The 26585-nt window shown below is 57.5% G+C and carries 21 protein-coding genes; 7 read left to right on the forward strand and 14 right to left on the reverse strand.

The genetic code is table 11. The annotated features are described in order from the left end of the window. Positions 1–5 precede the first annotated feature (5 nt). From HYPMC_RS02035 to HYPMC_RS02060, 6 genes are all read right to left on the reverse strand, one after another. On the reverse strand, positions 6–1820 hold the full coding sequence (locus HYPMC_RS02035) for a nickel-dependent hydrogenase large subunit (protein WP_013946099.1): 1815 nt from the start codon (positions 1818–1820) through the stop codon (positions 6–8). Beyond that, a complete protein-coding gene (locus HYPMC_RS02040) occupies positions 1820–2917 on the reverse strand; it encodes a hydrogenase small subunit (protein ID WP_013946100.1) in 1098 nt (365 codons plus the stop codon). The genes HYPMC_RS02035 and HYPMC_RS02040 overlap by 1 nt, the downstream gene beginning before the upstream one ends. Positions 2918–3114: 197 nt before the next feature. Beyond that, on the reverse strand, positions 3115–4569 hold the full coding sequence (locus HYPMC_RS02045) for a nickel-dependent hydrogenase large subunit (protein ID WP_013946101.1): 1455 nt from the start codon (positions 4567–4569) through the stop codon (positions 3115–3117). Then, complete coding sequence (locus HYPMC_RS02050; protein ID WP_013946102.1) at positions 4566–5573, reverse strand: HupU protein; 1008 nt, start codon at positions 5571–5573, stop codon at positions 4566–4568. Before HYPMC_RS02050 ends, HYPMC_RS02045 begins: the two co-directional genes overlap by 4 nt. Next, the gene (locus tag HYPMC_RS02055) at positions 5570–6904 is read right to left on the reverse strand and encodes a sensor histidine kinase (RefSeq protein ID WP_050976740.1); all 1335 of its coding nucleotides are present in this window, start codon (positions 6902–6904) and stop codon (positions 5570–5572) included. The genes HYPMC_RS02050 and HYPMC_RS02055 overlap by 4 nt, the downstream gene beginning before the upstream one ends. A gap of 113 nt (positions 6905–7017) precedes the next feature. Further along, a complete protein-coding gene (locus tag HYPMC_RS02060; protein ID WP_013946104.1) occupies positions 7018–7602 on the reverse strand; it encodes a DNA-3-methyladenine glycosylase in 585 nt (194 codons plus the stop codon). 283 nt (positions 7603–7885) lie between these two features. Between HYPMC_RS02060 and HYPMC_RS02065 the strand changes: the two genes are divergently transcribed. From HYPMC_RS02065 to HYPMC_RS24610, 4 genes are all read left to right on the forward strand, one after another. Further along, positions 7886–8827, forward strand: a complete 942-nt coding sequence (locus HYPMC_RS02065) for a metallophosphoesterase (protein ID WP_013946105.1) — start codon at positions 7886–7888, stop codon at positions 8825–8827. Between the two features lie 13 nt (positions 8828–8840). After that, on the forward strand, positions 8841–9212 hold the full coding sequence (locus HYPMC_RS02070; RefSeq protein WP_013946106.1) for a cytochrome c family protein: 372 nt from the start codon (positions 8841–8843) through the stop codon (positions 9210–9212). A gap of 47 nt (positions 9213–9259) precedes the next feature. Then, a complete protein-coding gene (locus tag HYPMC_RS02075) occupies positions 9260–9802 on the forward strand; it encodes a sigma-70 family RNA polymerase sigma factor (RefSeq protein ID WP_013946107.1) in 543 nt (180 codons plus the stop codon). Between the two features lie 311 nt (positions 9803–10113). Next, positions 10114–10617, forward strand: coding sequence for an anti-sigma factor (locus HYPMC_RS24610; RefSeq protein WP_244420961.1), 504 nt, complete (start codon positions 10114–10116; stop codon positions 10615–10617). A 27-nt stretch (positions 10618–10644) separates the two neighbouring features. On the opposite strand, the gene HYPMC_RS02085 is transcribed toward HYPMC_RS24610, so the two are convergent. Next, positions 10645–11406 carry an FCD domain-containing protein gene (locus tag HYPMC_RS02085; RefSeq protein WP_013946109.1) on the reverse strand — a complete coding sequence of 254 codons (762 nt, stop codon included), beginning with the start codon at positions 11404–11406 and terminating at the stop codon, positions 10645–10647. Positions 11407–11586: 180 nt separating this feature from the next. On the opposite strand from HYPMC_RS02085, the gene HYPMC_RS02090 reads away from it, so the two are divergent. The 3 genes from HYPMC_RS02090 (at position 11587) to HYPMC_RS02100 (ending at position 16119) form a co-directional block, all read left to right on the forward strand. After that, the gene (locus HYPMC_RS02090; protein WP_013946110.1) at positions 11587–13230 is read left to right on the forward strand and encodes an L-lactate permease; all 1644 of its coding nucleotides are present in this window, start codon (positions 11587–11589) and stop codon (positions 13228–13230) included. A gap of 73 nt (positions 13231–13303) precedes the next feature. After that, entirely contained in the window at positions 13304–13756 is a 453-nt protein-coding gene (locus HYPMC_RS02095) for a (2Fe-2S)-binding protein (protein ID WP_013946111.1), read from the forward strand. 2 nt (positions 13757–13758) lie between these two features. Continuing rightward, positions 13759–16119 (forward strand): molybdopterin cofactor-binding domain-containing protein, encoded by a 2361-nt coding sequence (locus tag HYPMC_RS02100; RefSeq protein ID WP_013946112.1) that lies wholly within the window; start codon positions 13759–13761, stop codon positions 16117–16119. A 164-nt stretch (positions 16120–16283) separates the two neighbouring features. On the opposite strand, the gene HYPMC_RS02105 is transcribed toward HYPMC_RS02100, so the two are convergent. From HYPMC_RS02105 to HYPMC_RS02135, 7 genes are all read right to left on the reverse strand, one after another. Further along, entirely contained in the window at positions 16284–16916 is a 633-nt protein-coding gene (locus HYPMC_RS02105) for a CoA transferase subunit B (protein WP_024275302.1), read from the reverse strand. A gap of 1 nt (position 16917) precedes the next feature. After that, on the reverse strand, positions 16918–17634 hold the full coding sequence (locus tag HYPMC_RS02110; RefSeq protein ID WP_013946114.1) for a CoA transferase subunit A: 717 nt from the start codon (positions 17632–17634) through the stop codon (positions 16918–16920). Positions 17635–17694: 60 nt separating this feature from the next. Further along, positions 17695–18771, reverse strand: coding sequence for an NAD(P)-dependent alcohol dehydrogenase (locus tag HYPMC_RS02115; protein ID WP_013946116.1), 1077 nt, complete (start codon positions 18769–18771; stop codon positions 17695–17697). A gap of 67 nt (positions 18772–18838) precedes the next feature. Next, on the reverse strand, positions 18839–19348 hold the full coding sequence (locus HYPMC_RS02120; RefSeq protein WP_013946117.1) for an acetone carboxylase subunit gamma: 510 nt from the start codon (positions 19346–19348) through the stop codon (positions 18839–18841). A gap of 76 nt (positions 19349–19424) precedes the next feature. Further along, positions 19425–21752, reverse strand: a complete 2328-nt coding sequence (locus HYPMC_RS02125; protein ID WP_013946118.1) for a hydantoinase B/oxoprolinase family protein — start codon at positions 21750–21752, stop codon at positions 19425–19427. 72 nt (positions 21753–21824) lie between these two features. Beyond that, the gene (locus HYPMC_RS02130; protein WP_013946119.1) at positions 21825–23978 is read right to left on the reverse strand and encodes a hydantoinase/oxoprolinase family protein; all 2154 of its coding nucleotides are present in this window, start codon (positions 23976–23978) and stop codon (positions 21825–21827) included. A 199-nt stretch (positions 23979–24177) separates the two neighbouring features. Next, the gene (locus tag HYPMC_RS02135; protein WP_013946120.1) at positions 24178–26115 is read right to left on the reverse strand and encodes a sigma-54-dependent Fis family transcriptional regulator; all 1938 of its coding nucleotides are present in this window, start codon (positions 26113–26115) and stop codon (positions 24178–24180) included. Between the last annotated feature and the right edge of the window lie 470 nt (positions 26116–26585).

The following is a 26585-nucleotide window of genomic DNA, read 5'->3' on the forward strand; positions in this document are numbered from 1 at the left end:
CCTCCTTAGCGCACCGTAACTTTGGCAAGTTCACGCCCGTCCTCGCTCATGACGTGCGTTGAGCAGGCAAGACATGGATCGAAGGAGTGGAGCGTCCGCAGAATTTCGACGGGTTCATCCGGGCGTTCCATCGGCGTATTCATCAAAGACGCTTCGAAGGCGCCGATATTGCCGCTGGGATCGCGCGGCGAGCCGTTCCAGGTGGTCGGGACGATGCACTGGTAGTTGGCGATCTTGCCGTCCTTGATCTGGATCCAGTGGCCGTTGGCGCCGCGGGGAGCGGCAACAAGACCATAGCCCTTGGCTTCCTTTGGCCAGGTTGCCGGATCCCACTTTTCAACGTTGGCGGTCGCGGAATCACCGTCCTTGATGTTGGCGATGAGCTCGTTCCAATCTTCGCGCATCATCTCAGCGCAGTAGTGCGCTTCAAGCGCACGCGCGAGCGTGCGCCCGATCGTAGAGGGCAATGCCTGCTTCGGCGTCAAATTCGTGCCGGCAAGCGCATTAAATGCAGCGAGCGACGAGTTGACTTGCTCGATGACGTAGCCATTGCCTTGCGCGTAATTGAGAATGTAGCGCGACAGAGGGCCAACCTCGACGGCGTGGCCGCGCCACCGCGGCGACTTGATCCAGGAATACTTTGCAGACTCGTCGATCTGCTTGATATCCGTCCGCGTTCCGACGAGGTTCGGGCCGAGCACGAAGTTATGGTCAGTGACGCCATCCCACGGATGAAGGCCTTTGGCCTCATCGGGGTAGGTATACCAAGAGTGGGCGACGAATTCCTGAATCTGATTGGGATCGGCCGGATCGATCGGAAGCACTTCGTTCCAGTTGCCGTTGAGGATGACGCCGCCCTTTAATTGGTCGGTCGATTTATCGTAGTTGACCTTCGGGTAATCGCCGTAGTCCATGACGTTCGTGGCGGAAAGGCCGCCGCCGTAGAGCCATCCTTTATAGAACGTCGCGATGGCGATGACGTCTGGGATGTAAACGTTCTTGGAGAACTCGTAGGCTTGGTCGATCTTCTCCTTGACGAGGTTCAAGCGTTCCATGTTGAGCGGAGCGCCCGCGGCCAAATCGCCATCCATGTTAATGGCGCAGGGAACGCCGCCGACCATGTAGTTCGGATGCGGGTTCTTGCCGCCGAAGATCGTGTGGATCTTGACGATCTCTTTCTGCAGGTCGAGCGCTTCGAGATAATGCGTGGTGGCCATCAAGTCGGCTTCGGGCGACAGCTTGTAAGCCGGATTGTCCCAATAGCCGTTCTTGAAGATGCCGAGCTGGCCGGATTCAACAAAACGCTTTAGGCGGTTCTGAACATCGCGAAAATAGCCGGGCGATGACATCGGATGGTTGGGACCGACGCGCTGCTGCAACTCAGATGTCGCCTTGGGATCGGCCTTGAGAGCGTTGACAGGATTGACCCAGTCGAGTGCGTGCAGATGATAGAAATGCACGACGTGATCATGCCATTGCAGGGTCTTGGCCATGATCTCGCGGATGAGATGCGCATTCTTCGGAATGCGGATGTCGAGCGCGTTTTCGACGGCACGCACCGAGGCGAGGGCATGACAGCCTGTGCAGACGCCGCAGATACGTTCGACGAAGGCCCATGCGTCGCGTGGATCGCGGCCACGAAGAATGACTTCAAGTCCTCGCCACATCGTTCCTGTCGAGACGGCGTTGCGAATGACGTTATGCTCGTCGACATTCACCTCGCAACGCATATGCCCTTCGATGCGGGTGACTGGATCGACGACAATACGGCGCCCGGTGGTGTCCAGGCTGAAACCGTTGGGGGTTTGGATGACAGGCATCAAACGTTCTCCTCATTCTCAGCGGCCGACTGGCGCTTGACCTGCGCGCGCTTCAGCGCGCTGATCGCGGCGTGGATGGCGACTGCGCCGCCGACGCCGGCCGCTACCGTGCCGCCGATCCGATCGGCATTTTCTTCAATTCCAAATTGGTGGATGGTTTGCAGGCGCGCGTACCAGGAACCCTTGTCCCAGAACCCTTCCTCCGAACAGCCGATACAGCCGTGCCCCGCTTGAATCGGGAAGCTTGTTCCATCATTCCAGCGTACGGTCGAACAGGCGTTGTAGGTTGTCGGCCCTTTGCACCCGACCTTGTAAAGACAGTAGCCGCGGCGGGCGCCTTCATCATCGAATGCTTCGACGAACTGCCCGGCGTCAAAATGGGGACGGCGATAGCATTTGTCGTGAATGCGCTGGGAATAGAACATTTTCGGGCGGCCGGTCCGGTCCAGCTCGGGCAACCGGTCGAAGGTCAACATGTAGGTAATAACGCCGGTCATGACTTCGGCGATCGGCGGGCAACCGGGAACCTTGATGATCGGCTTGTCTGTGATGACCTTGTGAACCGGTGTTGCCTGTGTCGGGTTCGGGCGCGCCGCCTGGACGCAACCGTGGCTCGCGCAAGAACCCCACGAGATGATCGCTTTGGCGTGCTCGGCGGCGTGCCGCAACTGATCGACGAACGGCTTTCCGCCGATGATGCAGAACATGCCGTCTTCGTTGAGCGGCGGATTGCCTTCGACGGCAAGAATGTAATTTCCCTTATAGCGCTCGATCGTATCCTGTAACGCGGCTTCCGCCTGATGGCCGGCCGACGCCATCAAGGTATCGTCGTAGTCGAGCGAGATCATCGAGAGGACGACGTCTTTGACAAGCGGATGCGCCGAGCGAATGAACGATTCGGAGCAGCACGTGCATTCCAGACCATGTAGCCAAAGCACGGGCGTGCGCGGCTTGGTCTCCATCGCGTGCGCGATCTCGGTCATGTAGCTCGGTCCGAGCCCGAGTGCCGTCGCAGTCAGTGAGCAGAACTTGAGGAACGACCGGCGAGTCACGCCCTGCCGCCGCATTACCTCGTAGAATGTTTCGGTTGGTTTCATCCTGCTGCCTCTCCCGGATTTCGCGCGCAGCGATGCGCGCTTTGGCGGGTCAAGACGCAAGGCTCATGCCATCACATTTATGCTTTTAAAATCAAGTATTTCTCTAAATCACGGACGCTCAATGTGGTGACGCGCTTTCACTTCGATCGAAAGGTTGGAAGCGCGGTTGCCAGTTGATGGCGGTGTCGCCATGTCCGTCAGTGAACCGTGCAGACCATGCAGGGATCGAATGACCGGACGATGTGCTGCACCGATACCGGCGTCGATTCCCCGGGACGAACGCGAGCGCCGCGCAAGGCTTGCTCGACGGGGCCAGGTGTTCCGGTGGCGTCGCGCGGCGAGAAGTTCCAGGTCGTCGGGGCAATGATCTGGTAAGAGGCGATCCGGCCCTGTTCGATCACCAGCCAGTGTCCGAGTGAACCGCGCGCCGCTTCCGTCAGGCCCTGCACGTGTGCCGACTGGGGTAAACGTCCACGCGTGATGAAATGTTCGCCGGGTGTGATCTCGCTCGCCCAACGTTCCATCGCGACCAATGTTGCCGCGATCTCGAATAGCCTTCCGACGACGCGCGCACGCACGTTGGCTGCGCCCTCGTGCAAAAGATCGGCAGCCAATGGATGTCCTGCGATCAGCATGCGGGCGAAGGCTCCGACTTCTACCGTTTGCCCTCCCAGTCGCGGGGCCTTGCACCAGCTATAGCCGTCCGCCATGGCCTCATCAGGGTACGTGCGGCCCTCGAAGGGATGCGCCGGCGGTCCGAGCATCCAGGAACTCGCCAGATCCTCGACGATAAGGCCGGTATCCAAATATGCGCGGCGTCCATCGTCCCAAACGCCCGAAGGAAGGAGCGGGATCCCATCGACAGGATAAGCGCCATAGCTCATGAAACGCGTTGGTCCGAGTCCCGATTTGTCGAGTTCAAGCGCGTCTGAAATCGTAAGAAAGAGGCGCAAACTTCCTTGGCTTGGCTCTCGCGAATGCCAGGCACGAAGCGCATCGGCAGTGTCGATTTCCAGCACTCGCTCAAGCTTGTCGGCGAAGATGCTCGCTTCCGCCCAGGCCCGGAATTGCCTGATGATTGCGAGAAGCCGCACGCGGTCGCGCTGATCCGGCGCCTTCGTCACGCCGCCCGGCTGCAGAGACAGCGTATGGGGCCATTTTCCGGCGAGAAGCCCCATGATGTGCAGAAGCTCCGAACGCGCTGTCATCGCCTCTCCGACGAGCGTGCCGCCTTTCGCCTTGAATTTTTCGACGACCTTGGCGTGCCACGGCTCGTCGGCGTAAACTGCACGCGCGAAATCGGTCATGAAGAACACGTGGAAATGTGTCAGATGGTCAGCGATGTTTTCGGCGGCGTGGATGATCGCAGCCGCCCGCTCGCCGTTCGGCGGTGGTGCAATCCCTTGCGCGGCCGCAAGCGCCCTTGCGGCGGCGACGGATTGCGATACGGAACAAATTCCACAAATGCGCGGCACGATCGTCAGCGCATCGCGCGGATCTTTGCCTTCCAGTATCTGCTCGAACCCGCGGAAGAGTGGCGAGTTGACATAAGCCGCGCCAACCTCTCCATCTCGAATATCGAGGCGAATTTCGAGGTCGCCTTCGACTCGATTGAACGGCCCCGCAATGATCCGCCGGGTACCCTCAGTCATTTGAGATTCGTGTCTCTGTCAGTCGGTGGCGCGACGATGTAATCAGCGACCGCGTTGAGTTTGACGCGTTTGGGCGTCGCGGCCTTGGACAGCGAAGCCAGCGCGATAAACCAAGCCTTCGGCATGTCCGTCGGTAGACCGATCGGAATGCCGCCGATCTTCGGCGTTTCTGTAAACACGCGGCCCGGCTCCTCGAATTCCGGCGCCGTGCAATTGATGCACGGATAGCCGCCGCGCGTGCACGACCCTTCGCCATTCCAAGCTCGAGTGTTGCAATCGCCGTGGGCCTGCGTGCCGATACAGCCCAGGTTTTCCATCATGCAGCCGATTTCGGACAGTTCCTCAGCGCTCGCCTTGTATTCGTAATATTCATTGCGGGAACAGCCGTGATGCACGAGGTGATCGGAATAAAAGCGGGGACGGCGCAATGGATCGAGGTCTGAGAGAGAGAGTGCATCTTCGGACAGAAGCATGAGCGTTTCGGTTACCCAGTTAGGGTGCGTCGGGCAACCGGCGATATTGATGACGGGCAGACCGCTTCTGCTGCGGAAATCTGCACCGAGCGCGCCGCCCTGATTGCGCCCTTCGAACTGCAGTCCAACCGCGTCGGCTGGATTGTTCCCTGCTGCCGTTATGCCGCCGTAAGCCGCACAAGAACCAACGCCGACGACGTATTTCGCCAGTGGCGCAAGTTCCCGCAGCCACTCGATCATCGGCCGCCCTGTCCCCGCGAGTATATGAAAGCGTCCGCTGCCATTGGGGCCGCGCAGTACGGAGCCTTCGAAACAAAGAATGTCGAGCGGTCGCCGGCCCGCGATCACGTCGCTTAAGACCGCTTGGACTTCGTCTCCGCTTTCTTCGCTGAGCGAAGGATGCCAAAGAAAATCGAGCCCGAAACTCTCCAGCACTGGAAACAGTCCCGGTGCTTCGGCGCACATCATCGACATCGTGCAACCACCGCAGCCGCCGGATTGCAGCCAGAGCACTGTCTTCGGATTTCTCATCGCTCAGCCTCTCCGCCCTGCCACGACAGCGGCAAACGGATTTCAAACATTGCACCTCCCGACGATTTGTTGACGGCCGTGAGCATGCCGCGATGCTCCTTTACGATTTTATAGCTGATGGAAAGGCCGAGCCCCATGCCTTTTCCCACCGGTTTGGTCGTGAAAAACGGATCAAAAAGCTTGAGCAGAGCTTCCGGCGAGATGCCAGGGCCTTCGTCCGCAATCCGCAAAATCGCTTCGTCTTGAGTTGCTGTGATTTCGACGGCAATCTCGCCGCTCTCTTTGCCTTCCATACTGTCACAGGCGTTTTGGATGACATTCATCACGACCTGCTGAATATGGCCACCGCGCCCCTCGACGAGAAGTTTTTCTGGCGCCGTCACCGCCACGTGAATTCTGGGCTCGTGCGCCTTGACGACCCATGTCAACGCTGTGCGGGTGATGGCCACGAGATCGAAGAGCTGCGTCTCGCCATTGCCCTCAGCAGAGAACCGGCGCAGTGACTCGACGATATCGCGGACACGTTCCGCGCCTTCGAGCGCACCGGCAACGGCGCTGCGCAGATTGGCGACAGCGCGATCGATTTTGAGAGTCTGGCGGGCTTCGATGAGCTCTTCGCGCGGCGCGCCAGCCTGAACCTTATCGAAATACGCTTCGAGGCGGCCGACGTAACGCTCCAGCGCATGGGCATTCCCATAGACAAAGCTGATCGGATTATTGATCTCGTGAGCAACGCCCGAAACGAGGCGTCCGAGCGAGGCCATTTTTTCCGAATGCACGAGCTGCTCCTGGGTCCGCACCAGCGTGCCGTGAGCATTGTTGAGTTCGAGATAAGCGCGTCGCAATTCGCCGACGGGCCGTCCGATGAGAACGATACCGACAACGCGCCCTCGCGGATCGATACGTGGGGCTGCATGGATATCGAGAAGTTCGGCGGAGTTGCTGCCTTGGATCGAGAGTTCCAGGCGCTGCGTCTTTGCATTGGCCGCGGCGGCAAAGAGCATGTTCGACAACCGCTCTCTGTCTGCTTCGATGAACAGGTCTGCAACCAGCATGCCTATGAGCTTCGAAGCGGGCGTTCCGGTCTGCCGAACTAACGCCGCGTTGGTCTGCACGATACGGTTGGAGAGATTGCAGGCGATCAAAACATCCGTCATCGATCCGAGGACGGATTCCATGAAGGCACGCATTGCTTCGAGTGCCGAGTTTTTCTCTTCGAGTTCGACTTGGTACTTGAGAAGCTCCGAGTACGTCTCGTCCATCTTCCGGATCACGTCGATCCAGGCACCGTCCGTAAAGCTGCTGTCGGCCGTAGGTTGCGTATCTGCCATCGGTTGGATTATAGGGCTTCGCCTCGTCGTCGACAAACCCGCTTTTGGCATTTACTGACTTAGCAGCCTTGGACTTTTCGTCCGACCGGTCTGGCGCGACGGCTTAGCCGTCCTCAAATTCTGACGAAGCGTAGTTTTTTGGCGGCCCATACCGGGCCTGTGTAATCAACGCCGATGCGCGGCGTTGAGCGAACGCGAAGCTTCGTTGCGTTCTCGCCCGTATCGGCAAACCAAAGTCCGGTTTTGGGTGTGGCTTCCCGGCCGTGGAAGCTCGCGTCGATGTCCATCGCTGCGGTGACGCGGCCGGGCCCGCTTACTCCTTCGACGCCTCGGATGAGCACGGCGGATGCGTCACCCGCCTTGCCCGTCACGATGTTGAGCATCCAATGGATGCCGTAGGTGCGGTAGATATAAAAGTGTGCCGGCGGTCCGAACATGACTTCAGTTCTCGCCGTTCTTCCTTTGGAAGAATGCGAGGCAAGGTCGTGGACTCCTTCGTAGGCCTCGGTTTCGGTCACGGCCAACGCGGTTCGCATTTTCCCGATCCGACGCACGAGGTTTTTTCCGAGGAGATCGCGAGCAACCTTTGCGGCCGGGCGGTCAAAGAACGACTGCGGAAGTACATTGCTGCCGACAACGGAGTCCAATATCTGCCCCCCACGATTGACGATCCGAACTCCGCTTAGTCGCTCGCACATTTCAATATTTCTGCTGTATGCGATCTAATTCAATGCCAAGGCTGAGGTCGGGACGAGCATCTCGTTCCTAATGGTCGCGACTGGCTGAGCACAGCCACTTGCAGCTGGGGGCCGGCGCCTACACACCAAATGCCTAAGTCTGTCCAAAATCTGCATCATGCTGTGGCCGATTCCATATCGAGGCGACATCAAATTTTTCTTAGCGAGATGGAATAAAGCGCCAGGAGCACGAGTCTTCCCTTTCAAACCGCCAATTCGCGGGCTTTGGAAGGGAGTGCAGAAAATGGGTAATAATGACGGGGACGGTATCAACCGGCGGCATGCGCTGGAATGCATGATTTGGGCGGGGACCGGCGTCCTTTGGACGGTAGCGGGTGGAGTGCCGAAATCACTATCTCTGCTCGATGACGTTGAAGCTGCCGAAGCGGCAAAAAGCGGTTTCACTTTCTTGCAAATATCCGACAGCCATGTCGGCTTCAACAAGCCTGCCAATCCGCATGCGATTGAAACACTGAAAGAGGCGATCGGTCGGATCGACGCGCTCCCCGAGAAGCCGGCCTTTTTACTTCATACCGGGGACATTACTCACAGCGCGAAGCCCGTAGAGTTTGACGATGCGAATGAGATTATAGGCTCGACGCGAGTGAATGTTCATTATGTCCCCGGCGAGCATGACATCACGGACCAAGCGACTGAGAATGCCTATCTCGAACGGTACGGTAAAGGTGTAAAGGGCGGCGGTTGGTATAGCTTCGACCAACACGGCGTACACTTCATCGGTCTGAACAACGTGGTCAATCTCAAGAAGTTTGGCTTGGGGTTTCTTGGCGATGAACAGCTCAAGTGGCTGGAGGACGATCTTCGAGCACTGTCGTCTTCAACGCCAATCGTTGTTTTCGCGCACATTCCGCTGTGGTCGATCTATCCGAATTGGGGATGGGGAACGGACGATGCTGCTGTTGCGCTTGGTTACTTAAAGCGCTTTGGCTCGGTCACCATTCTCAACGGGCATATTCATCAGCTGATGCAGAAAGTCGAAGGCGACGTGACGTTTCACACGGCGCGCTCGACGGCGTTTCCACAACCTGCTCCCGGAGAAGCACTGTCACCCGGGCCGATGGTCGTTCCAGCCGACAAGCTGCGTGGCATGCTCGGGCTGACGAGTGTCACGTTCAAAAAGAACAAGTCGCCCCTTGCCATCATAGATACGTCGTTGGCGGATTGAGGCGGATTTCAAAATGCTTCGCATTGCAAAATTGCTCGTTGCTGTCGCGGTCGGGATATTCATCATTGTTCCGAGCGCCAGGGCCGCGCCGAGTGCTGCATACGGTGAAGAGATCTACCAAAGCTGCCAGGATTGTCATTCGCTCGACACCAACGATGTCGGCCCCAAGCATCGCGGTGTATTCGGGAGAAAGGCGGGAGCAGTTCCCGACTATAGTTATTCGGTTGCGCTCAAGACTTCCGGTATAGTTTGGACCGAAGATACCCTCGACAAATGGCTCGCGGACCCGCAGAAGCTCGTTCCTGGAGCGAAGATGTTTTTTCACCTCGATGCCGCCCAAGATCGAGCGGACGTCATAGAATATTTGAAAGAGCGAGCGAAATAATTTCATCGGGCGTAAAGTCCCGCTGCGCGCGCTTGGAGCGACGATCAATGGCCGACCGGCAGCGGTTTAACGAGGCGGTTCTTCCGTATATCGACGATGCTTTGTCGTTGGCGCGCTGGCTGACGGGCAACGTGGCCGATGCGGAAGATGTCGTCCAGGATGCTTGCATCCGGGCTTTCAAGGCGATCGCGACAGTGAGGCCTACAGATGGGCGCGCCTGGCTTCTCGCCATCGTTCGCAATACTGCATTCACTTGGATCTCGAAGAATCGACCAAAGGCCGTGGTTGCAACCGACGATGACGGATTGTTCGAGCAGGCGGTGCTGGAGATGATTGAACCGCATGCGTCTCCTGAAGCTATTCTCATTGGAAAAATGGATGCGGAATATTTGCACCTCGCGATAGCGGCGCTCCCCCTGTCCTATCGCGAGGTTCTGGTGCTGAGGGAAATGGAAGACCTTAGCTATCAAGAAATATCGCAAGTCTTGTCGATCCCGATTGGAACCGTGATGTCTCGGCTTGCCCGCGCGCGCAATCTCCTCATTCAGCGTATGGCGATGGTCGGCAAGGGAAAGGCGGGTGCAGCGTGAACAAGCCTTCTTCATGGTCATCGCGCGAAGAGTCGCTGCTTCTGCTCAACGCTTATCTAGATAATGAGCTGGATGCGGCTTCCGTTTTGAATATTGAGCGTCAGCTTGCGAATGATCCCGCCCTTCGCGCTGAGTATGACCGGCTCACCCAGTTACGGGCCGTGCTTTCCTCTCATTTGAAAAGCGAAGTCGCCTCAGATGCTTTTCGGAAGCGGATTGCTATGCTTGCCGAAGGCCCGGAAACTCAATTTCCTAAAGAAACTTTCGTGCCGTTGCCAGCGGCTGCCCGACGATCGAACGACTGGCGACACATGGCAGCGGCGGCTGTGTTTGCTGCCGCCGTTACCGGGATGGGCATGTATGGCATTTTGCGGCCTAATATGGAGGCGAGCGAGATCGCCGCGATCGTCGCCGATCATCAACGTTCACTTCTTGCGGCAACGCCGTTCGACGTTGCATCGAGCGACCGACACACCGTGAAACCTTGGTTTGACAGCAAGCTTGCGCTGTCACCTCAGGTCATCGACCTGTCGAGCGACGGCTTTCCGCTGGCAGGCGGTCGTGTCGAGGTCATCGAGGGTAAGCCGGTGCCGGTTCTGGTCTATCATCGCCGCGCACACATTATCAGTGTCGTCGCGATTCCGAAGGTGGGACGAAAAACGACAACCGAGCCGTCGCTCGCGACAACGAAAGACGGCTATTCGGTCATTCGCTGGCATGGACAGGACTTCGATTACATCGTTGTGTCGGACCTCGCCATGAACGAACTCGATGAGTTCGTCATGCGCTGGCGTCAAGCCGCGGCGGAACGGTAAGTGGCGCAGCGATACCGCACGCGCACGTCAGCTTGCGAGAAGGTCACTGCGTTTGGCCCGCAGCAGCGAGGTATTAAGCCGGGCATTGGCGCGCTGAATCTCAGCGACGGTATCAAATACGAAGCGAATGTGATCGGTCGCGGCGGTTTCAGCCCGTTCCGGATCGCCTGAGACCACGGCTTTGCCGATTTCGATGTGCTGTGCGAGCAATTTTTCTCGCACGCCAGCCTTCAGATAGAGGTTCTTGCGGTTGAAAAAGATGTTGTTGCGAAGAAGCTCGCTCAACGCACGCATCACGTGGAGCATGACGAAGTTATGCCCGGCTTCATAGACGAGCATGTGCAATGTGACGTCGGCCTCTGCCTCTTGCTCAGGATCCTGGAGCTTGTGCGCTTTTCGCATATTGCTGAGACACGAACGGATTGCCACTCGCTCCACGTCGGTTGCTCTAAGCGCTGCGTCGCGCGCAGCCCGGGCCTCGACGCACTGACGAAATTCGAAATAATCGGCAAAGGCGTGCGCGTTGTCGCGGTATAGGTTCGCCAGTGGCGCCATGATGGGCGACAGAAATTGCGCCACGTAAGTTCCATTCTTGGAAGATTTCAGCAGTCCACGGTGTACGAGCTTGTCGATGCCCTCTCTCAGCGAAGGCCGCGATACGTCGAGTTTCTGTGCGAGTTCTCGCTCGGCGATGAGCTTCTCGCCTGGACGCAATGCCCCCTCGAGAATGAGCTTCTCGATCTGGGACGCAATGGCGTCGGCAATTTTCGGTGTGCGCACAGTAAGCATGAAATGGCCGCCCCGGAGAATTATTGTGTCACTCTTTTAAGACTGCGCAATGAGCAATGCCATAGGTCGTTTCCGTCCAGCTATATGGCAATCAGATTTGACCGCTCCCAAGTTGTGGTATAAAAATTTTACCAAAAAGGCGGCGATGTCAAAGCAGCCGTTACGGGGGGAACGGGTCGCATGTGGTCACAAGTTTATGACCCGTTTGGCAGTCTGCTGGTTTCGGCGGCCGTAGCTGTAATCCCGGTGCTTGTGCTCCTTGCCAGCATCGGGATTTTCGAGGTTCGAGCACATATCGCGGCGATCCTCGGCCTGACGGCTGCCCTGCTCGTCGCGATATTTGCTTACGGCATGCCGACGCAGATGGCCGGAACGGCAGCACTTTATGGCGCTGCGTTCGGTTTTCTGCCGATCGGCTGGATCATTCTCAATGTAATCTTTCTCTACCGGCTTGCGAGCGAGAAAGGCGAGTTCGATGTCCTGCAGAAATCCATCGGCGCCATCAGCAGCGACAAGCGATTGCAGCTTCTCTTCGTTGCCTTTTCATTCGGCGCCTTTTTTGAAGGCGCGGCGGGCTTCGGAACACCGGTCGCCGTGACGTCTGCGATGCTGATCGGTCTAGGCTTTCCGCCGCTGCCCGCTTCCGGGCTGTCGCTGATCGCCAACACGGCACCGGTTGCATTCGGTGCGCTCGGAACGCCTCTCGTGGCGTTGTCCGCCGTCACCGGCCTCGACCTTTATAGTTTAAGTGCCACAGTCGGGAGGCTGCTCGCGCCATTCGCGATCATTGTGCCGTTCTGGGTGGTCTGGGCTTTCGTCGGCTTCCGCAAAATGATCGAAGTTTGGCCGCCTATACTAGTGGCGGGTGTTTGCTTCGCAGTTCCGCAGTATCTTGTCTCGAATTTTCACGGACCTTGGCTAGTCAACATTGTTGCCTCGCTCGCATCCATGGCGGGTCTGACCTTGTTTCTGAAAGTTTGGCGCCCCAAGGTGGTCATGACCGAGGTGTCGGACTCTGGCCCTTCGGAACCGTCGCTGGCGGCACACTCGACGCGGCATTCCTCAGACGCATTATGGCGGGCTTGGACGCCTTGGATCATCCTCGCGGTCTTCGTGTTCCTCTGGGGAACGCCGCAGGTCCGGGCCGGTCTTGATGGGATTTGGATCGAGAAAATTCCGGTCGCGGGGCTGCACGATCTCGTGCAGAAGATGCCGCCCGTTGTTCCCGCGCCGAAGGTCGAAGCCGCTGTTTTCAACGTCAATCTTCTGTCGGCGACCGGGACGGGTATCCTGCTGTCCGCAATCGTTTCCGGCCTTTTTTTGGGCTACGGCGTTCTTGATCTCATGCGAATGTACGCGAAGACCATTTACGTGGTTCGCTATTCGCTGATGACGATCTCGTGCATGATGGCCATCGGATTTGTCACGCGGTATTCCGGCAGCGACGCCACTCTCGGTCTGGCACTCGCGCAAACAGGATGGGCGTATCCGTTCTTTGGCACGCTGATCGGTTGGCTTGGCGTCGCGCTCACGGGATCGGACACGTCATCGAATGTGCTGTTCGGTGGCCTGCAGAAAATTACGGCCCAGCAGCTGGGCATCAATCCAATCCTGATGGCGTCCGCCAATAGCGCTGGCGGCGTCATGGGCAAGATGATCGATGCGCAGTCGATCGTCGTCGCTTCGACCGCAACCAAATGGTACGGCCATGAAGGGTCGATCCTGCGCTTTGTGTTTTTCCATTCGCTTGCGCTGGCGATGCTCGTCGGCCTGCTTGTTATGGCCGAGACTTATCTTTGGCCTTTCAAGCTTCTTGCGCCGTAGGAATGCCAGCCGGCGCCACAGAGCAAAGTTCGCGTCATGAATTTCGAACCGACGACATAAAGGAGAGCTTGATATGTCATCCGTTACAGTAAATGGCGAGCTCCATGAATTCAGCGGCGATCCCAACATGCCGTTGCTCTGGTACGTGCGCGATATCCTGAATCTCACCGGAACGAAATTCGGGTGCGGCGCGGGTGTCTGCGGTGCGTGTACGGTTCACATCGATGGTGTTGCTGCCCGTTCGTGCCAGACAACCCTTGGCGACGCCGCGGGCAAGTCGATCACGACGATTGAGGGGCTGAGCCCCGACGGCAATCACGAAGTGCAAAAGGCTTGGAGGAAGGTCAACGTTCCGCAATGCGGTTTCTGCCAAGCGGGCCAGATCATGCAGGCAGTTTCGCTGCTCGCCAAGAATCGCGCGCCATCCGACGCCGAAATCGTCGAAGCGATGTCGGGAAACATCTGCCGGTGCGGCTGCTATCAGCGTATTCATGAAGCCGTTCGTCTCGCCGCGGGAGGCGTTTGATCATGCTGCATTATCTCAAAACCGAGGCGGATACTGCTACCGAGAAGAAATCTGATGCCGAGATTTCAAACGTCAGTCGCCGCGGAGTGCTCGGCGGAATTCTTGGCGCTTCGACTTTCGTCATGGCCGTGCGCTTTGCCCCGGCAGAGGCGCGCGAGGCCTTGAAGCCCTATCCGACTGGCGGGCTCAACATGCCGAGCGGCGTCGTTTCGGATCCGCATGTCTTCATCGCCATCGCCGCGACCGGCGACGTGACGATCGTCACACACAGAAGCGAGATGGGAACCGGCATCCGGACGAGCTTGCCGATGGTTGTCGCCGATGAAATGTGCGCAGACTGGTCTCTCGTGCATCTCGTGCAGGCACCCGGCGACGAGCCGAGATACGGCAACCAGGATACGGATGGATCGCGCAGCATGCGCCACTTCATCCAGCCGATGCGCCAATGCGGTGCCGCAATGCGTCAGATGCTGGAAGCCGCAGCAGCTGCAAAATGGGGTTCTGACGCCTCTCTTTGTCGGGCGCGCAATCATGAAGTCGCTCTGCTCGACAAGGAAGGCAAGGAGACAGGCAAGGTCCTGGGGTTCGGCGAACTCGCTGAAGCAGCTCTGGCGCTCTCGGTGCCCGCGCCGGAGACGATCCTCTACAAGTCGCCCAACGAATTCACTCTGATGGGTAAGGGCGAAGTCCAAATCGTTGATCTTCACGATATCACGACGGGCAAAGCCGGTTACGGCGCCGATACGCGTCTGCCCGGCATGAAGTTCGCGGTCGTCGCAAGGCCAGCTGTCGTCGGCGGCAAGGTGAAATCCTATGACGCGTCCGCAGCGCTGAAGATCCCGGGCGTCCATTCCGTGCAAGAGATTGACGGCGTCTTCACCGTTCCAAGAAAGTTTGGTCAGCTCGGCGGCATCGCCGTCGTTGCGGACACGACCTACGCAGCGATCCAAGGTCGTGATGCGTTGACGATCGAATGGGAGGACGGCCCGAACACCACATACAATACGGACACGTTTACCGCCGAGATGTCGGCAACGGCTGCAAAGCCGGGCAAAGTTCTGCGCAATCAGGGCGATCCCGATGCCGCCTTCGCAAACGCCAAGGATGTCATAACCGCGGAATACCATGGCCAGCACATGGTGCAGGCGCCGATGGAACCGCTAGTCGCGATTGCGCGCATCGTCGATGGCAAAGCCGAGATCTGGGCATCGGTTCAGAGCCCTTACGGTGCACGCAAGGATATCGCCGCTGCACTGAAAATGCCGGTCGAGAATGTGACCGTCCATGTCTCGTTGCTTGGCGGAGGCTTTGGCCGCAAGTCGAAGTGGGACTTCATGCTGGAAGCCGCTCTCGTCTCGCAGAAGCTCGGCGGAACACCGGTGCTGCTGCAGTGGACGCGCGAGGACGACATCCAACACTCATTTTATCATACGACGTCTGTTGAGCGCATTGAGGCTGCGGTCGATGAGAAGGGCAAAGTCACGGGTTGGCGTCACCGCACCGTCGCGCCCTCGATCGTTTCGACATTCAAGGCGGACGATGGGTACCAGTTTCCCATCGAATACGGCATGGGCTTTGTCGACGTGCCGTTCGACATCCCGAACGTCCGCTGCGAGAACGGTCAGGCGATGGCACATGCGCGTATCGGCTGGTTTCGCTCGGTTTCCAATATCCAGCGTGCGTTTGCGGTGCAGTCGGCCGCATGTGAGATTGCACACAAGCTTGGCCGCGACCCGAAGGATTTCCTACTCGAGCTGATTGGCCCCGACAGGATTATAGATCCGAAGACCTCCGGTTTTCCGGCTGACTTCTGGAACTATGGCGAACCGTACGAGGAATTTCCGATCAATACCGCGCGCTTGAAGAACGTCATTCGTGTCGCTGCCGAAAATGCCGGCTGGGGAAAATCACTGCCCTCACGGGAAGGGTTCGGGATTGCTGCGCATCGCGCCTTTGCAAGCTACGTTGCAAGTGTCGTGCACGTGAAGATCGACGACGATGGTACCATACGCGTTCCGCATGTTACCTCGGCCATCGATTGCGGCTTCCATGTCAATCCCGAGCGCATTCGCTCTCAAATGGAGGGGGCGGCCGTCATGGGCATGTCGAATGCGCTCTACAGCGGCATTACGTTCAAAGAGGGCGCTGTCGAGCAGTCGAACTATTTCGATTATAACGTGACCAGGATGAGTAATTATCCGGAGAAAGTCTCCGTCCATATTATCGAAACGCCAGAGAGCACGCATGCGGGCGGCGTCGGGGAACCGGGCGTGCCGCCATTGGCCCCGGCGCTCGCCAATGCCATCTTTGCCGCAACCGGCAAACGGCTCAGAAAATTGCCGATGGGCGAAAAACTATCGTGAGGGCGGCAAGGTCGTCACGATAGTTTCATCCGGCGGGCGCTGCGTGTGCGGGCAGCGCTGTCCGCATCCGCAATGTCGTCGCCTGGTAAGAAGGAGAAAGAAGTCCTGCTGTAGCTAGATGTCAAACTCCAAGGCAGCAGGACCGGCATTACAAAAATCGCGACTTATAGAAGTATCCGACCGTCGGTTTTATTGAGCACGTCGTCAATAGTCACACCAGAAGCCAATTCAACCAGCCTGAGCGCCCGAGTAGCCTGGTCGACGTCGAGCACGCACAAGTCTGTTATTACCCGATTGACAACCTGTGCTCCCGTCAAAGGCAGCGTGCAGCGTTGAACAATTTTGGGCTCGTCGCGAGCGGTGTGCTCCATCAGCACAACAACCCTCTTCACGCCCGCGACGAGATCCATGGCGCCTCCCATGCCTTTCACCATTTTTCCTGGGACCAACCAGTTCGCGAGATCGCCGCCTTCCGACACCTGGAAGGCGCCAAGAATCGAGAGATCGATGTGACCGCCGCGGATCATCGCAAAGCTATCGGCCGACGAGAAATAGCTGGTCGAAGGCAGTTCTGTAATCGTCTGCTTTCCTGCGTTGATAAGATCAGCATCCTCCTCGCCCTCGTAGGGAAACGGCCCCATACCAAGCATGCCGTTCTCGCTCTGAAGCGTCACGGTCATTCCGGGAGGAATATAGTTGGCAACCAGGGTCGGAATTCCGATGCCGAGATTCACATAAAAGCCGTCTTCGATTTCTCGGGCGGCACGCGCTGCCATCTCTTCGCGTGTCCAGGCCATATCAGGCGGTCTCCTTCTCGGATTTGATCCGTGTCGTGCGTTGCTCAATCCGTTTTTCCGGATTGGGGACGTGAACAATGCGCTGCACGTAAATGCCGGGCGTGTGAACGTGATCGGGATCGATTGCGCCAGATGGCAGGAGGTGTTCCACCTCCGCGACCGTTACTCGGGCAGCGGTCGCCATCATGGGATTGAAGTTACGTGCTGTCTTCCGATAGATGAGGTTTCCTTCAGCATCACCGGCGAATGCATGAACAAGTGCGAGATCGGCGAAGAGGCTGGTCTCCATGACGTAGTCTTCGTCATTGAAACTGCGCACTTCCTTGCCATCGGCCACCAATGTTCCGACTCCCGTTTTCGTATAGAATGCGGGGATTCCTGCGCCGCCGGCTCGGATTCTCTCGGCCAATGTGCCCTGAGGATTGAATTCAAGTTCGAGTTCTCCAGCAAGATATTGCTGAGCAAAGAGACGGTTCTCCCCTACATAGGATGAAATCATCTTTTTGATCTGTCGCGTCTCCAGAAGTATGCCCAACCCGCAGCCGTCAACGCCAGCATTGTTGGAGATGACAGTGATGCCGGAAACTCCCGAACTACGGATTGCCTCGATCAAATTTGCCGGAATGCCGCAAAGCCCGAATCCGCCGGACATGATGGTCATACCATTTCTAAGTAAACCGGCGAGCGCGCTGGCGGCGCCTGAATATGTCTTTCTCATCGATGATTTCCCATCGGATCAAGACCAACGCCGCGAAGCTGCGTTGGTCATATGAGTTGATCAGGGAGTAATTGCAACTTTCAGGACCCCATCGCGCTGGTTAGCAAAGAGGTCGTAAGCTTCTTCGATTTGATCCAGCTTAAAGTGATGCGTGACGAGGCCGGAGAGATCCGCACGTCCTGAAGCCACCACTTCCAGCATGCGGCGCATTCGTTCTTTGCCACCAGGACAGAGCGATGTGCGGATAGATTTGTTACCGAGTCCGGCATCGAAGGCGACAAGAGGAATTTTGAGGTCCGATGAATAGACACCGAGGCTTGAGAGAATGCCGCCCGGACGCAACACCCGTAAAGCCGCTTCAAAGGTTGGCTGCGTTCCAAGCGCCTCTATCGCAACGTCGACGCCACGCCCATCGGTCAACCTCATGATTGCGTCGACTGGGTTTTCCTTCTTGAAATCGACCACAACGTCTGCGCCCATTCGCTTCGCCATCTCCATGCGTGCGGGGACGGTATCGACGGCAATGATGCGTGTTGCGCCCATCAGCTTGGCCCCTGCCGTCGCGCAAAGCCCGATCGGTCCCTGAGCAAAGACGGCGACCGTATCGCCGATCTTGATTTCTCCCGTCTCTGCTCCAGCGAAACCTGTCGACATGATGTCAGGGCACATCAACACTTGCACATCTGTCACTCCGTCATCTATGGGCGCGAGGTTCGCCATAGCATCTGGGACGCGGACAAACTCGGCCTGACAGCCGTCGATCGTATTTCCGAACTTCCAACCGCCGATCGCTTTCCATCCATGCTTGGTGCCCGCGCCGTCTTGAGCTCCGCAGCCACATAGGCAGGCGTTACTCCAGCCCGACGGTGTGATCGCGCCGGCGATGACCCGTTGACCTTCTTTAAAGCCGGTCACGCCGGATCCCAGCTTTTCGATGATCCCGACCGGCTCATGACCGATGGTCAATCCTTTTGCCACCGGGTACTCGCCCTTAAGGATGTGGACGTCTGTACCGCAGATGGTTGTCGTCGTTACGCGCACCAAAGCGTCTTGTGGACCGATGTCCGGGATCGGTTTGTCCTCAAGTACGATGCGGCCTTTCTCTGCGAAGATCGCTGCCTTCATTTTTGCTGCCATTATTGATTTCCCCTTATTGTTTTATTGGTTTTGCGTGGAGGGACGTTTTTTGAGGCTCGGTGCAGAATCAAGCGGCATCGGCGCGTTCTGGGATGGGAAGGCCAAGCCAGTCGCGGTAGAACGTATCGATATCGGGTTCGAAGTCGCGGATGATCGGATACCAGGGCGTAGGTGCCTCGACGTCATGGAGCGAGCCGCATTGAGGGCAGAAATACTCGCGGATGACTTGCCAAGTAGGTGTCGGAGCCATCAAGCGAGGATAGATCTCCTCCATCTTTTCGGGTGTGTCGCGCACGTTAATGAGAGCGTTGAGCTTCCAGTTTTCTCGCCAATCGCAGAAGTCGTGACCGCACTCACAGCGCACCGTCCATTGCTTGGTCCGCTTCTGCTGGACGATATGGAGCTTTGGGCCGAGCGGGAGGACGATCTTTTCCGACCAGGGTACTCTCTCTTGCAGGATTTCGATGTAGGTTTGGAAGCGCTCAGGATCCTTCGGGGTCGAGAGCATCTGGTGGAGGGTGTCGTGATCAATCTTTCCATCGATGAGATCGGCGATCTTACTGCGTGTATATTTCATGTTGTTTCTTCCCAAACGAATTTTCTACGAATGGCGCGACTGCGGACGATTGCATCCGAAGCTGCTCACGTGGCGATCATTCCTCGACAAACTGGACGGTCTTGACGTCGGGCAGCTCGGAAAGATCCATCGAGTAGCGCGAGCCATAGGAAGGAATTCCGAGTTCTTCCTCGCTAATCGTCCAACTCTCGGGCAGATCCCAGAACGCGCGAAATTCCTTTTCGAAGCGCGGTCCGAGCTTGAACGATGCAGCGAACATCTGCTGCACCTGGGTGGCCGCGGTCTTGGCTAGGATGTTTTCTCGTTCCTTCATCCTCCATTCCTGGGCGGGAATAGCTGTAGCGATACGCGATTTGAGGATGGTTTTGCGTTCCGCCTCTGTGGCTTCTCTGTCGACAGTGAGGCCATCTCCGCCCTGTTTCAACACGACGCCATAAACTTGCTTGGCAAAGCGCTCGAGAACGTAGCCGCCGTTCACGTCGTCGGCCACGGACTGGGGATCGCGATCTAGCGGGTCACCAAAACCGGGCCCACCCCGCATGTAATTGAGATAGAGGTCATAGTCGGAGAACATCTCCTCCGTGGTGATGGCTTGCTTGTCGCGCTTGATCACAGCGCCATGCAAAAGATCATCCCATGTTGGATTTTGCGGATCGGTATCGCCGCCCAGCGGGATATCCTGTCCGTTTTCTATGAGGGATTTGAGACCTGTCTGGTGCGCGGCGAACCTGTAACCCGACGCCGCGGGATAGCCGCCCATCAGTCCCCAGTCCGAAGAGACATGGCCATTGCCCATGAAGAACATGGTCCAATCCTTGGCATTCCAGACCATGCGGAGGCTCTCGAAACCGCAGCCGCCGCGATACTTGCCAGATCCACCCGAGGAAGCCTTGATCTGGCGACCGAGATAGATAAGTGGCTCGGCAAGTTCCCAGATTTCCATGTCGCCCATGTCGCCTTCCGGGTTCCAAATGGCCGCTGCATGTGAAAGTCCGTCGCCGACAGCTGTTGCCCCAGTGCCGTTTGCTGCGCATTCAAATGAGTTTACGGCGTGGATCTCGTCGTATTGATTGAAACCTCCGCCTTGCAGCCAGTTCGAGGTGTTGGCGTTTCCCGCATTCACCTCTTCCAGGTAGCCTCGGCCAAAATAGGAACGTGATAGTCCCCGCCATAACGCCGTCCAGGCCGAGACGAGGAAGTGCCACGAATACGAGAAAGCCACGCGGCGATCGTCAGGGTTCATCCAGGTGCCTTTAGGCAAACGAAACTCGGTGCCATAGGCCGCCCCATCATTAATCATCTCAGAGGGGATGAGCGTCTGAGTCATCATCACCCATATGCCGGACGTGAAGCTCACCTGATGGGCATTGTATGTGTGCCAACCCCAGCGACTTGCGCCTTCGAAATCGAGACGCCAAGTGCCGTCGCCGCGAATGGTGATCTCGGAGGGCGCATGCATAATGGTGTCGACTTTGGCGAAGTCCGAAGGAACACGCACGTCTTCGTGATTATATGGCACGTCGACGAAACCGACTTGGCGGTACTTGCCGGGAATGGTCATGGCCTTGATGCGATTCTGCAGACCGAGCCGCCCGTGCTCCACTGCCTCGTAGGCAAATTTCCAATATGCTTCGATGCCCTCGTCTGCGATCACCTCCTCAACCAGCTTACGGATCATATGGCAGCCGGCGATGCGCGTACGCTCGTCAAGCATCCAGTAACGCGTCGTCCGCACCATGCGCTGGCTTTCATGCAGCCAATCTCGAAAGAGCGTGTCGTTCTCGCCGATCTTACGGCACGTTATCGAATAGCCGTCGCCGAAGCGCTGTACTTGGCCCGTCGCCATTGAGCCCGGTCCAACCGCGCCAGTGTCGATCACATGGGTGACACCGCCGACCCAACCGATCAGTTCTCGCTCCCAGAAGATCGGCACGATGGTATGGATGTCGCAAGGGTGCACGTTTCCGATGAGCGAGTCGTTGTTACAGAAGATATCCTTGTCGTTGACGCCGGGATTGCTCTCCCAATCGTTCTCGATCATGTATTTGATCGCCGCGCCCATCGTGCCGACATGAATGATGATGCCGGTGGAGGTCAGAATGGAATCTCCAGCGGCATTATAGAGAGTGAAGCAAAGCTCACCTTCCTGCTCGACGATCGGAGACGCTGCGATTTTCTTTGCAGTCTCGCGAGCATCGACGACACCAGCACGCAGGCGTGAAAAAAGCTTGTTGTAGAGAATGGGCTCTCTATCGCGTAGCTCCATCGTCTTCAGACCCGCATAATGCTTGCTTGAATGGGTCGCAGACATTATGCGGTCGCGGTGCTGTTTCAGTGTCTCGCCGCCGCGAACAATGCCCCGTGCGGCTCCTTCCAGAGTCGTTTTTTTCAGGTTGATGTTCATCGCTGTTTCCTTTGAATTTTTGAATATTTAAGTCCCGACGGGCGGAGGATCCCGTCGAGACCAAGCGGCCAATCAGACTTCTTTCAGGTGGAACAGACGATGGCCGTCGAGCCATGTTTCAAAACCGTCTGGGACAACAAACGTCGTTGCGTCCGATTCAATGATAGCGGGGCCTCTCACGCGGTTGCCCGGGCGAAGTGCCTCCATCCTGTAGAGCTGCGCATTGACCCAACGCTTTTTGCGATAGAACTTTCGCGTGCCGAGTTTTGCTACTTCGGGCGGCGTCTCGGTCTGAAGATCTTCCTTGGGGATCTTAGGCTTCTTGATCGGCACCGTGCCGCGCATTAGGGCGCCGGTAACCGAATAGCCGAGTTCAGGTGAGCGCGCGCTTTCGGCATAAACTCTGCCGTAGGTGATGTTGTAGGCATCGACCATCCTGTCCCAGTCATCGGTCGTGGCGGCCGATTTGATCGGACTTTCGATTTCAAGGTCGTTGAGCTGACCTCGATATTGCATGCGATAACCGGGCTGGAGAACGACTTTATCTGCCTCGTAGCCGTTCAGTTTGAACTCCTCCAGGACGTTGCGTGTAAGTTCCTCCCAAGCCGACTGCAGAACGTTAGCAGCCGCAGCTTTTTTCTCATCGGAAGCGTCCGGGGCGATGTTGATGTCGAGCGATTTGTCGTAGCGATATTCGAAGTCAGCCGCGGCGCAGCCAAAGGCTGAAAATCCGGCCGCCCAAGCCGGTACGATGACATCCTCGAAGCCCAGTCCTTCCGTGTATCCGTAAGTGTGGACCGGACCTGCACCGCCATAGGAAAAGCAGACGAAGCTCGTTGGCGAATAACCCTTGCCGGAGATCATTGAGCGCAGATAATCGCGCAGATCAGAATCCAACAGTTCAATCACGCCCGCAGCGGCATCCTCCACCGAAAGACCAAGTGGATCGGCGATCTGCTTTTTGATGGCCTCCACCGAGCGCTGACGGTCGAGTTTTATCGCGCCGCCGAGGAAGTTGTCTGGGTTGAGATAGCCGAGCACCATATGACAGTCAGAAACGGTGACGGTGTCTATGCCGCTATCGGCCCAACAAACGCCAACGCGATAACCTGCGGAGTCCGGTCCGAGCTTGATCGCTTTCGTGTAGGGGTCGAGGCGAACGAATGAGCCTGCGCCGGCACCGATCGAATCCATGGCAACGAGCGGCAGTGAAAGGACGAGCCGTGCCATGTCCGGATCATTTTTTATCGTCAATTCGCCTTGCGTAATGAGCGCGACGTCGAATGAGGTGCCTCCGATGTCGGAACAGGCGATGTTGTGATAGCCGAGAACTTCGCCCAGGTATTTGGCGCCGATGACACCGCCGATGGGTCCCGAAACGATTGTCCGCGCGAGTTCCTTGGCCTTCCACGATATTGTCCCGCCATGGGTGGCCATGACGCGGAAATCAAATTTTGTGCCCCGCTCTTTAAAGGCATCTGAGATTTTCTTGAGTGTCTGGCGGGAGGGTTCGGCCGCATAGCCTTCGAGGATCGTCGTGTTGGTTCGGTGTGTCTCCTTGCGTACGGGATAGTAATCCGCCGATGCAAAGACCGGGATCTTCTTGCCGCTCCTCTCAATCTCCTCAAGGACGATGTCGCGTACGCGTCGCTCATTCGATGAATTTTTGTAGGAGTGCATCAGGCTGATGACGATGCCTTCGACATCAAGATCAATCAAATCACGAGCCGCATGACGTGCAGTCTCCTCGCGCAGAGGAATGACCACATTTCCTGACATGTCGACGCGTTCGACCACGCCGCGTGTGAGACGGCGTGGCACGAGCGGTGGATCATAGCGATGTGTGTTGAGGTGGATGCGGTCTTCGTAAGCATAACCGAGATAGCACTGGATGGCTCGGCCCATACGGTGGAAGTCTTCCAAGCCGCGATTAACGATCAGCCCACATTTTAGGCCCTTACGCTGTACGACGCGGTTGAGCATCGCCGTGCCGGAATAGACACCGGTCTGAAGCTGCTTCAGCGCTGAATCGAGCGGCATTCCCCACGCGCCTAATCCATCCTCGCTCGAAGCGATAAGGCCGAGTGATTCATTTTGAGGTGTACTCTGCGCTTTTCCGACGACGAACTCGCCATCCGAATCAACGAAGAAGGTGTCGGTCATCGTGCCGCCGGCGTCGATTCCGAGCACTTGAACATTTCTGGTTTCTCTGGCTTGGCCGTCCACGTTTATCCTCCTGCTGCACGGTCAGCGTCTTTCGCGCCGAACACTTCAGATCTCGCAGGAGATGTGCCAACATGGACCGTTGAGAGCGCCATTCAAGCGCTTCAATCGCTTACCGCTTTTGCTCAGTGGATTTTTGCGTTTGCTAACGCTTGCGACTCGGACAGTCGATCAACAAGGACCGTCCGAACGGCATACAGCCTTACGCTTTTGACGGACGATTTGCGCCGTATTGCTGAAGGCGGACATAGAGTGTCGAACGTGCGATGCCGAGGCGGCGTGCGGCTTCCGTAAGATTGCCGTTGCAGGCCTCCACCTGGGCGATAATTGCGGAGCGTTCCTGCGCCTTGAGATCGCCGGAGTGACGTTCGACCGGAGCGATGGCGGGAGCGATCTTGGCGCTATCACCCCCCAGCGGCTGCGTTGACACGAGGAGCTCCGGCGGAATATTTCCGACGTCAATAACGTCGCCATCGCTCAATGCGACCATGCTCTCTATCACATTGCGCAATTCGCGAACGTTTCCTGGCCAAAGGTACTTGGCCAGAATTTCAAGTGCGTCGTTTGAGATGGAAATTGGTCCGCATTTCTGGCGTTTAGCCGTCACCGCAACGAAATGCATGGCGAGTTGCGCTACATCTTCTTGGCGTTCGCGCAATGGTGGGACGCGGATGCGTGTTGCTGCTATGCGGTAGTACAGGTCGCGCCGAAATCGACCTGCTTCCACCTCGCTGACCAGATCGCGGTTTGTCATGGATACGAGCCGGAAATTGACTCGTCGGCCTTCGTGGTCGCCGACACGATAGACGACGCCATCCTCGAGAACGCGCAAAAGATAGGATTGCAGGTCGAGCGGCATCTCGCCAATTTCGTCGAGACAGAGCACGCCGCCGTCTGCCATCTCGATCTTGCCCGGCCGGCCGCGATCGTCCGCGCCGGTGAATGCGCCTTTGGCGTAGCCGAACAGTTCGCTGGCGATGAGATCGCGGGCCATCCCGCCACAGTTGACGGGTACGAGCGGCCCATCCATGGCGAAACTCGCGCTTTTGATTGCGCGCGCGAAGAGCTCCTTGCCGACACCGGTCTCGCCCTCGATAAGAATAGGGAGCGGACTCGCGGCAAGCTTTCGTGCTCGCGCGCACACAGTCCGCATGACTTCGCTGCTGCCAACAATCTCGTCGAAGGCCACCGTAGTCTCGACGGCCGCTCGAACAGACGATGACGCCTTATGCGCTCGCGGCTGGGGTATGACGACCAGACAACCGATCGCTTCGCCCTCCGAATGTACGATCTCGATACGTGCATTGGGAAAACGCCGACGGCAATTCTCCTCCCAAGCCGCAGGAGTGGCACCGCCAATTATCTTGCCAAACTCTTGAGCCGCGGCTTTATCGTCGAGCTTTTGTATGGCTTTCTCGGTTGCGTGCACGACAGCCCCGCGGCGGTCGACCAACAGGATATCGTCCGACAGCCAAATCGATCGTTTGGCGACAAAGCGTCTAAGCAACGCTTCATGTTCCAACTTGGCGGCACGTCCAAGTGAAGCCTCGATCTCCTGGCCTATACTCACGGCGAGCGCAAGACTTTGCGGATTGTAGGACGCCGCGGGACCGGAAATGTCCACGATCCCCAGCAACTCCCCATCGACGGGATGACAGATTGGTTTGGCGGCGCATGTCCAACGTTGAACATCCGCGCAGAAATGCTCGGCTCCGCAAATCTGTATCGGACGTCGTTCCGCAAGCGCTGTGCCAATGGCGTTGGTACCGATAACACCTTCGGCCCATCGCCCGCCGATTTGCAGATGATTGCGCCGGCCTTCGTCAACGACGCGAGGATCGCCTGCTGTTTCGACGATGAAGCCGCTTGCGTCCGTCAGGACCATCATCGACCTTGCATCGCTGAGAAATTCCGACGATCGTTCCAGTGCCGGGCGCGCAACTCTCAGCAGCTCGGCAATCTTTGATCTGCGCAAAAAGATCTCAGGTTCCCCCGCGAGCGGTGCTTCCTTCCAACCCGCTCCCACGCCGAAATTTCGAGATCGTTCCCAGGATGTCGCCACGGCCAGCGGAAACGCATGCGGAGTCCGCCCATTCTTCAGGAATGCTTCCCACGCCAAGCGAATGTCGCGCTGATGCATGACCTCACGCCTCCCAAGCCATGACAATCGCCCCTTAGCGAGCTAGTCACGAACCACCGAGGACGCGGAAGCGTCGCGCACGCGGCGCAGCAACTTACCGACGCCGTCGCGTTTCGGTGCATTTCCTCCCGCGGATTTCTCCGATCCGCATCGCTAAAACTTAAAGCGCTTGCATACGAGTTGACAAGCGTAGGGTGCGGTGTCCGAACGCGGCAACCTCCCGGCGGAAACCTAAGCTTCAAGAGGGGCTTAGGAATTTGACCAAACAGGAGGAGCTGAGGATGTGCTCGGCAGAATAATGACCTAGGCGGCAAATGACGCTTGGAATGGCTAACAAGAAATTGGCCGCATCAGGACTATCCGTGTGCCATTAGACAAGCACCGCAAACAAGATCGCCCTCTTTCCTATATCTCGCCCACAAGTTCCAAGGGCGCCGGCCTTCCGGTCCTTACTGCTTTCTCTTGCGTCA

Source organism: Hyphomicrobium sp. MC1, assembly GCF_000253295.1.
In the GTDB taxonomy this organism is placed as follows: Bacteria; Pseudomonadota; Alphaproteobacteria; order Rhizobiales; family Hyphomicrobiaceae; genus Hyphomicrobium_B.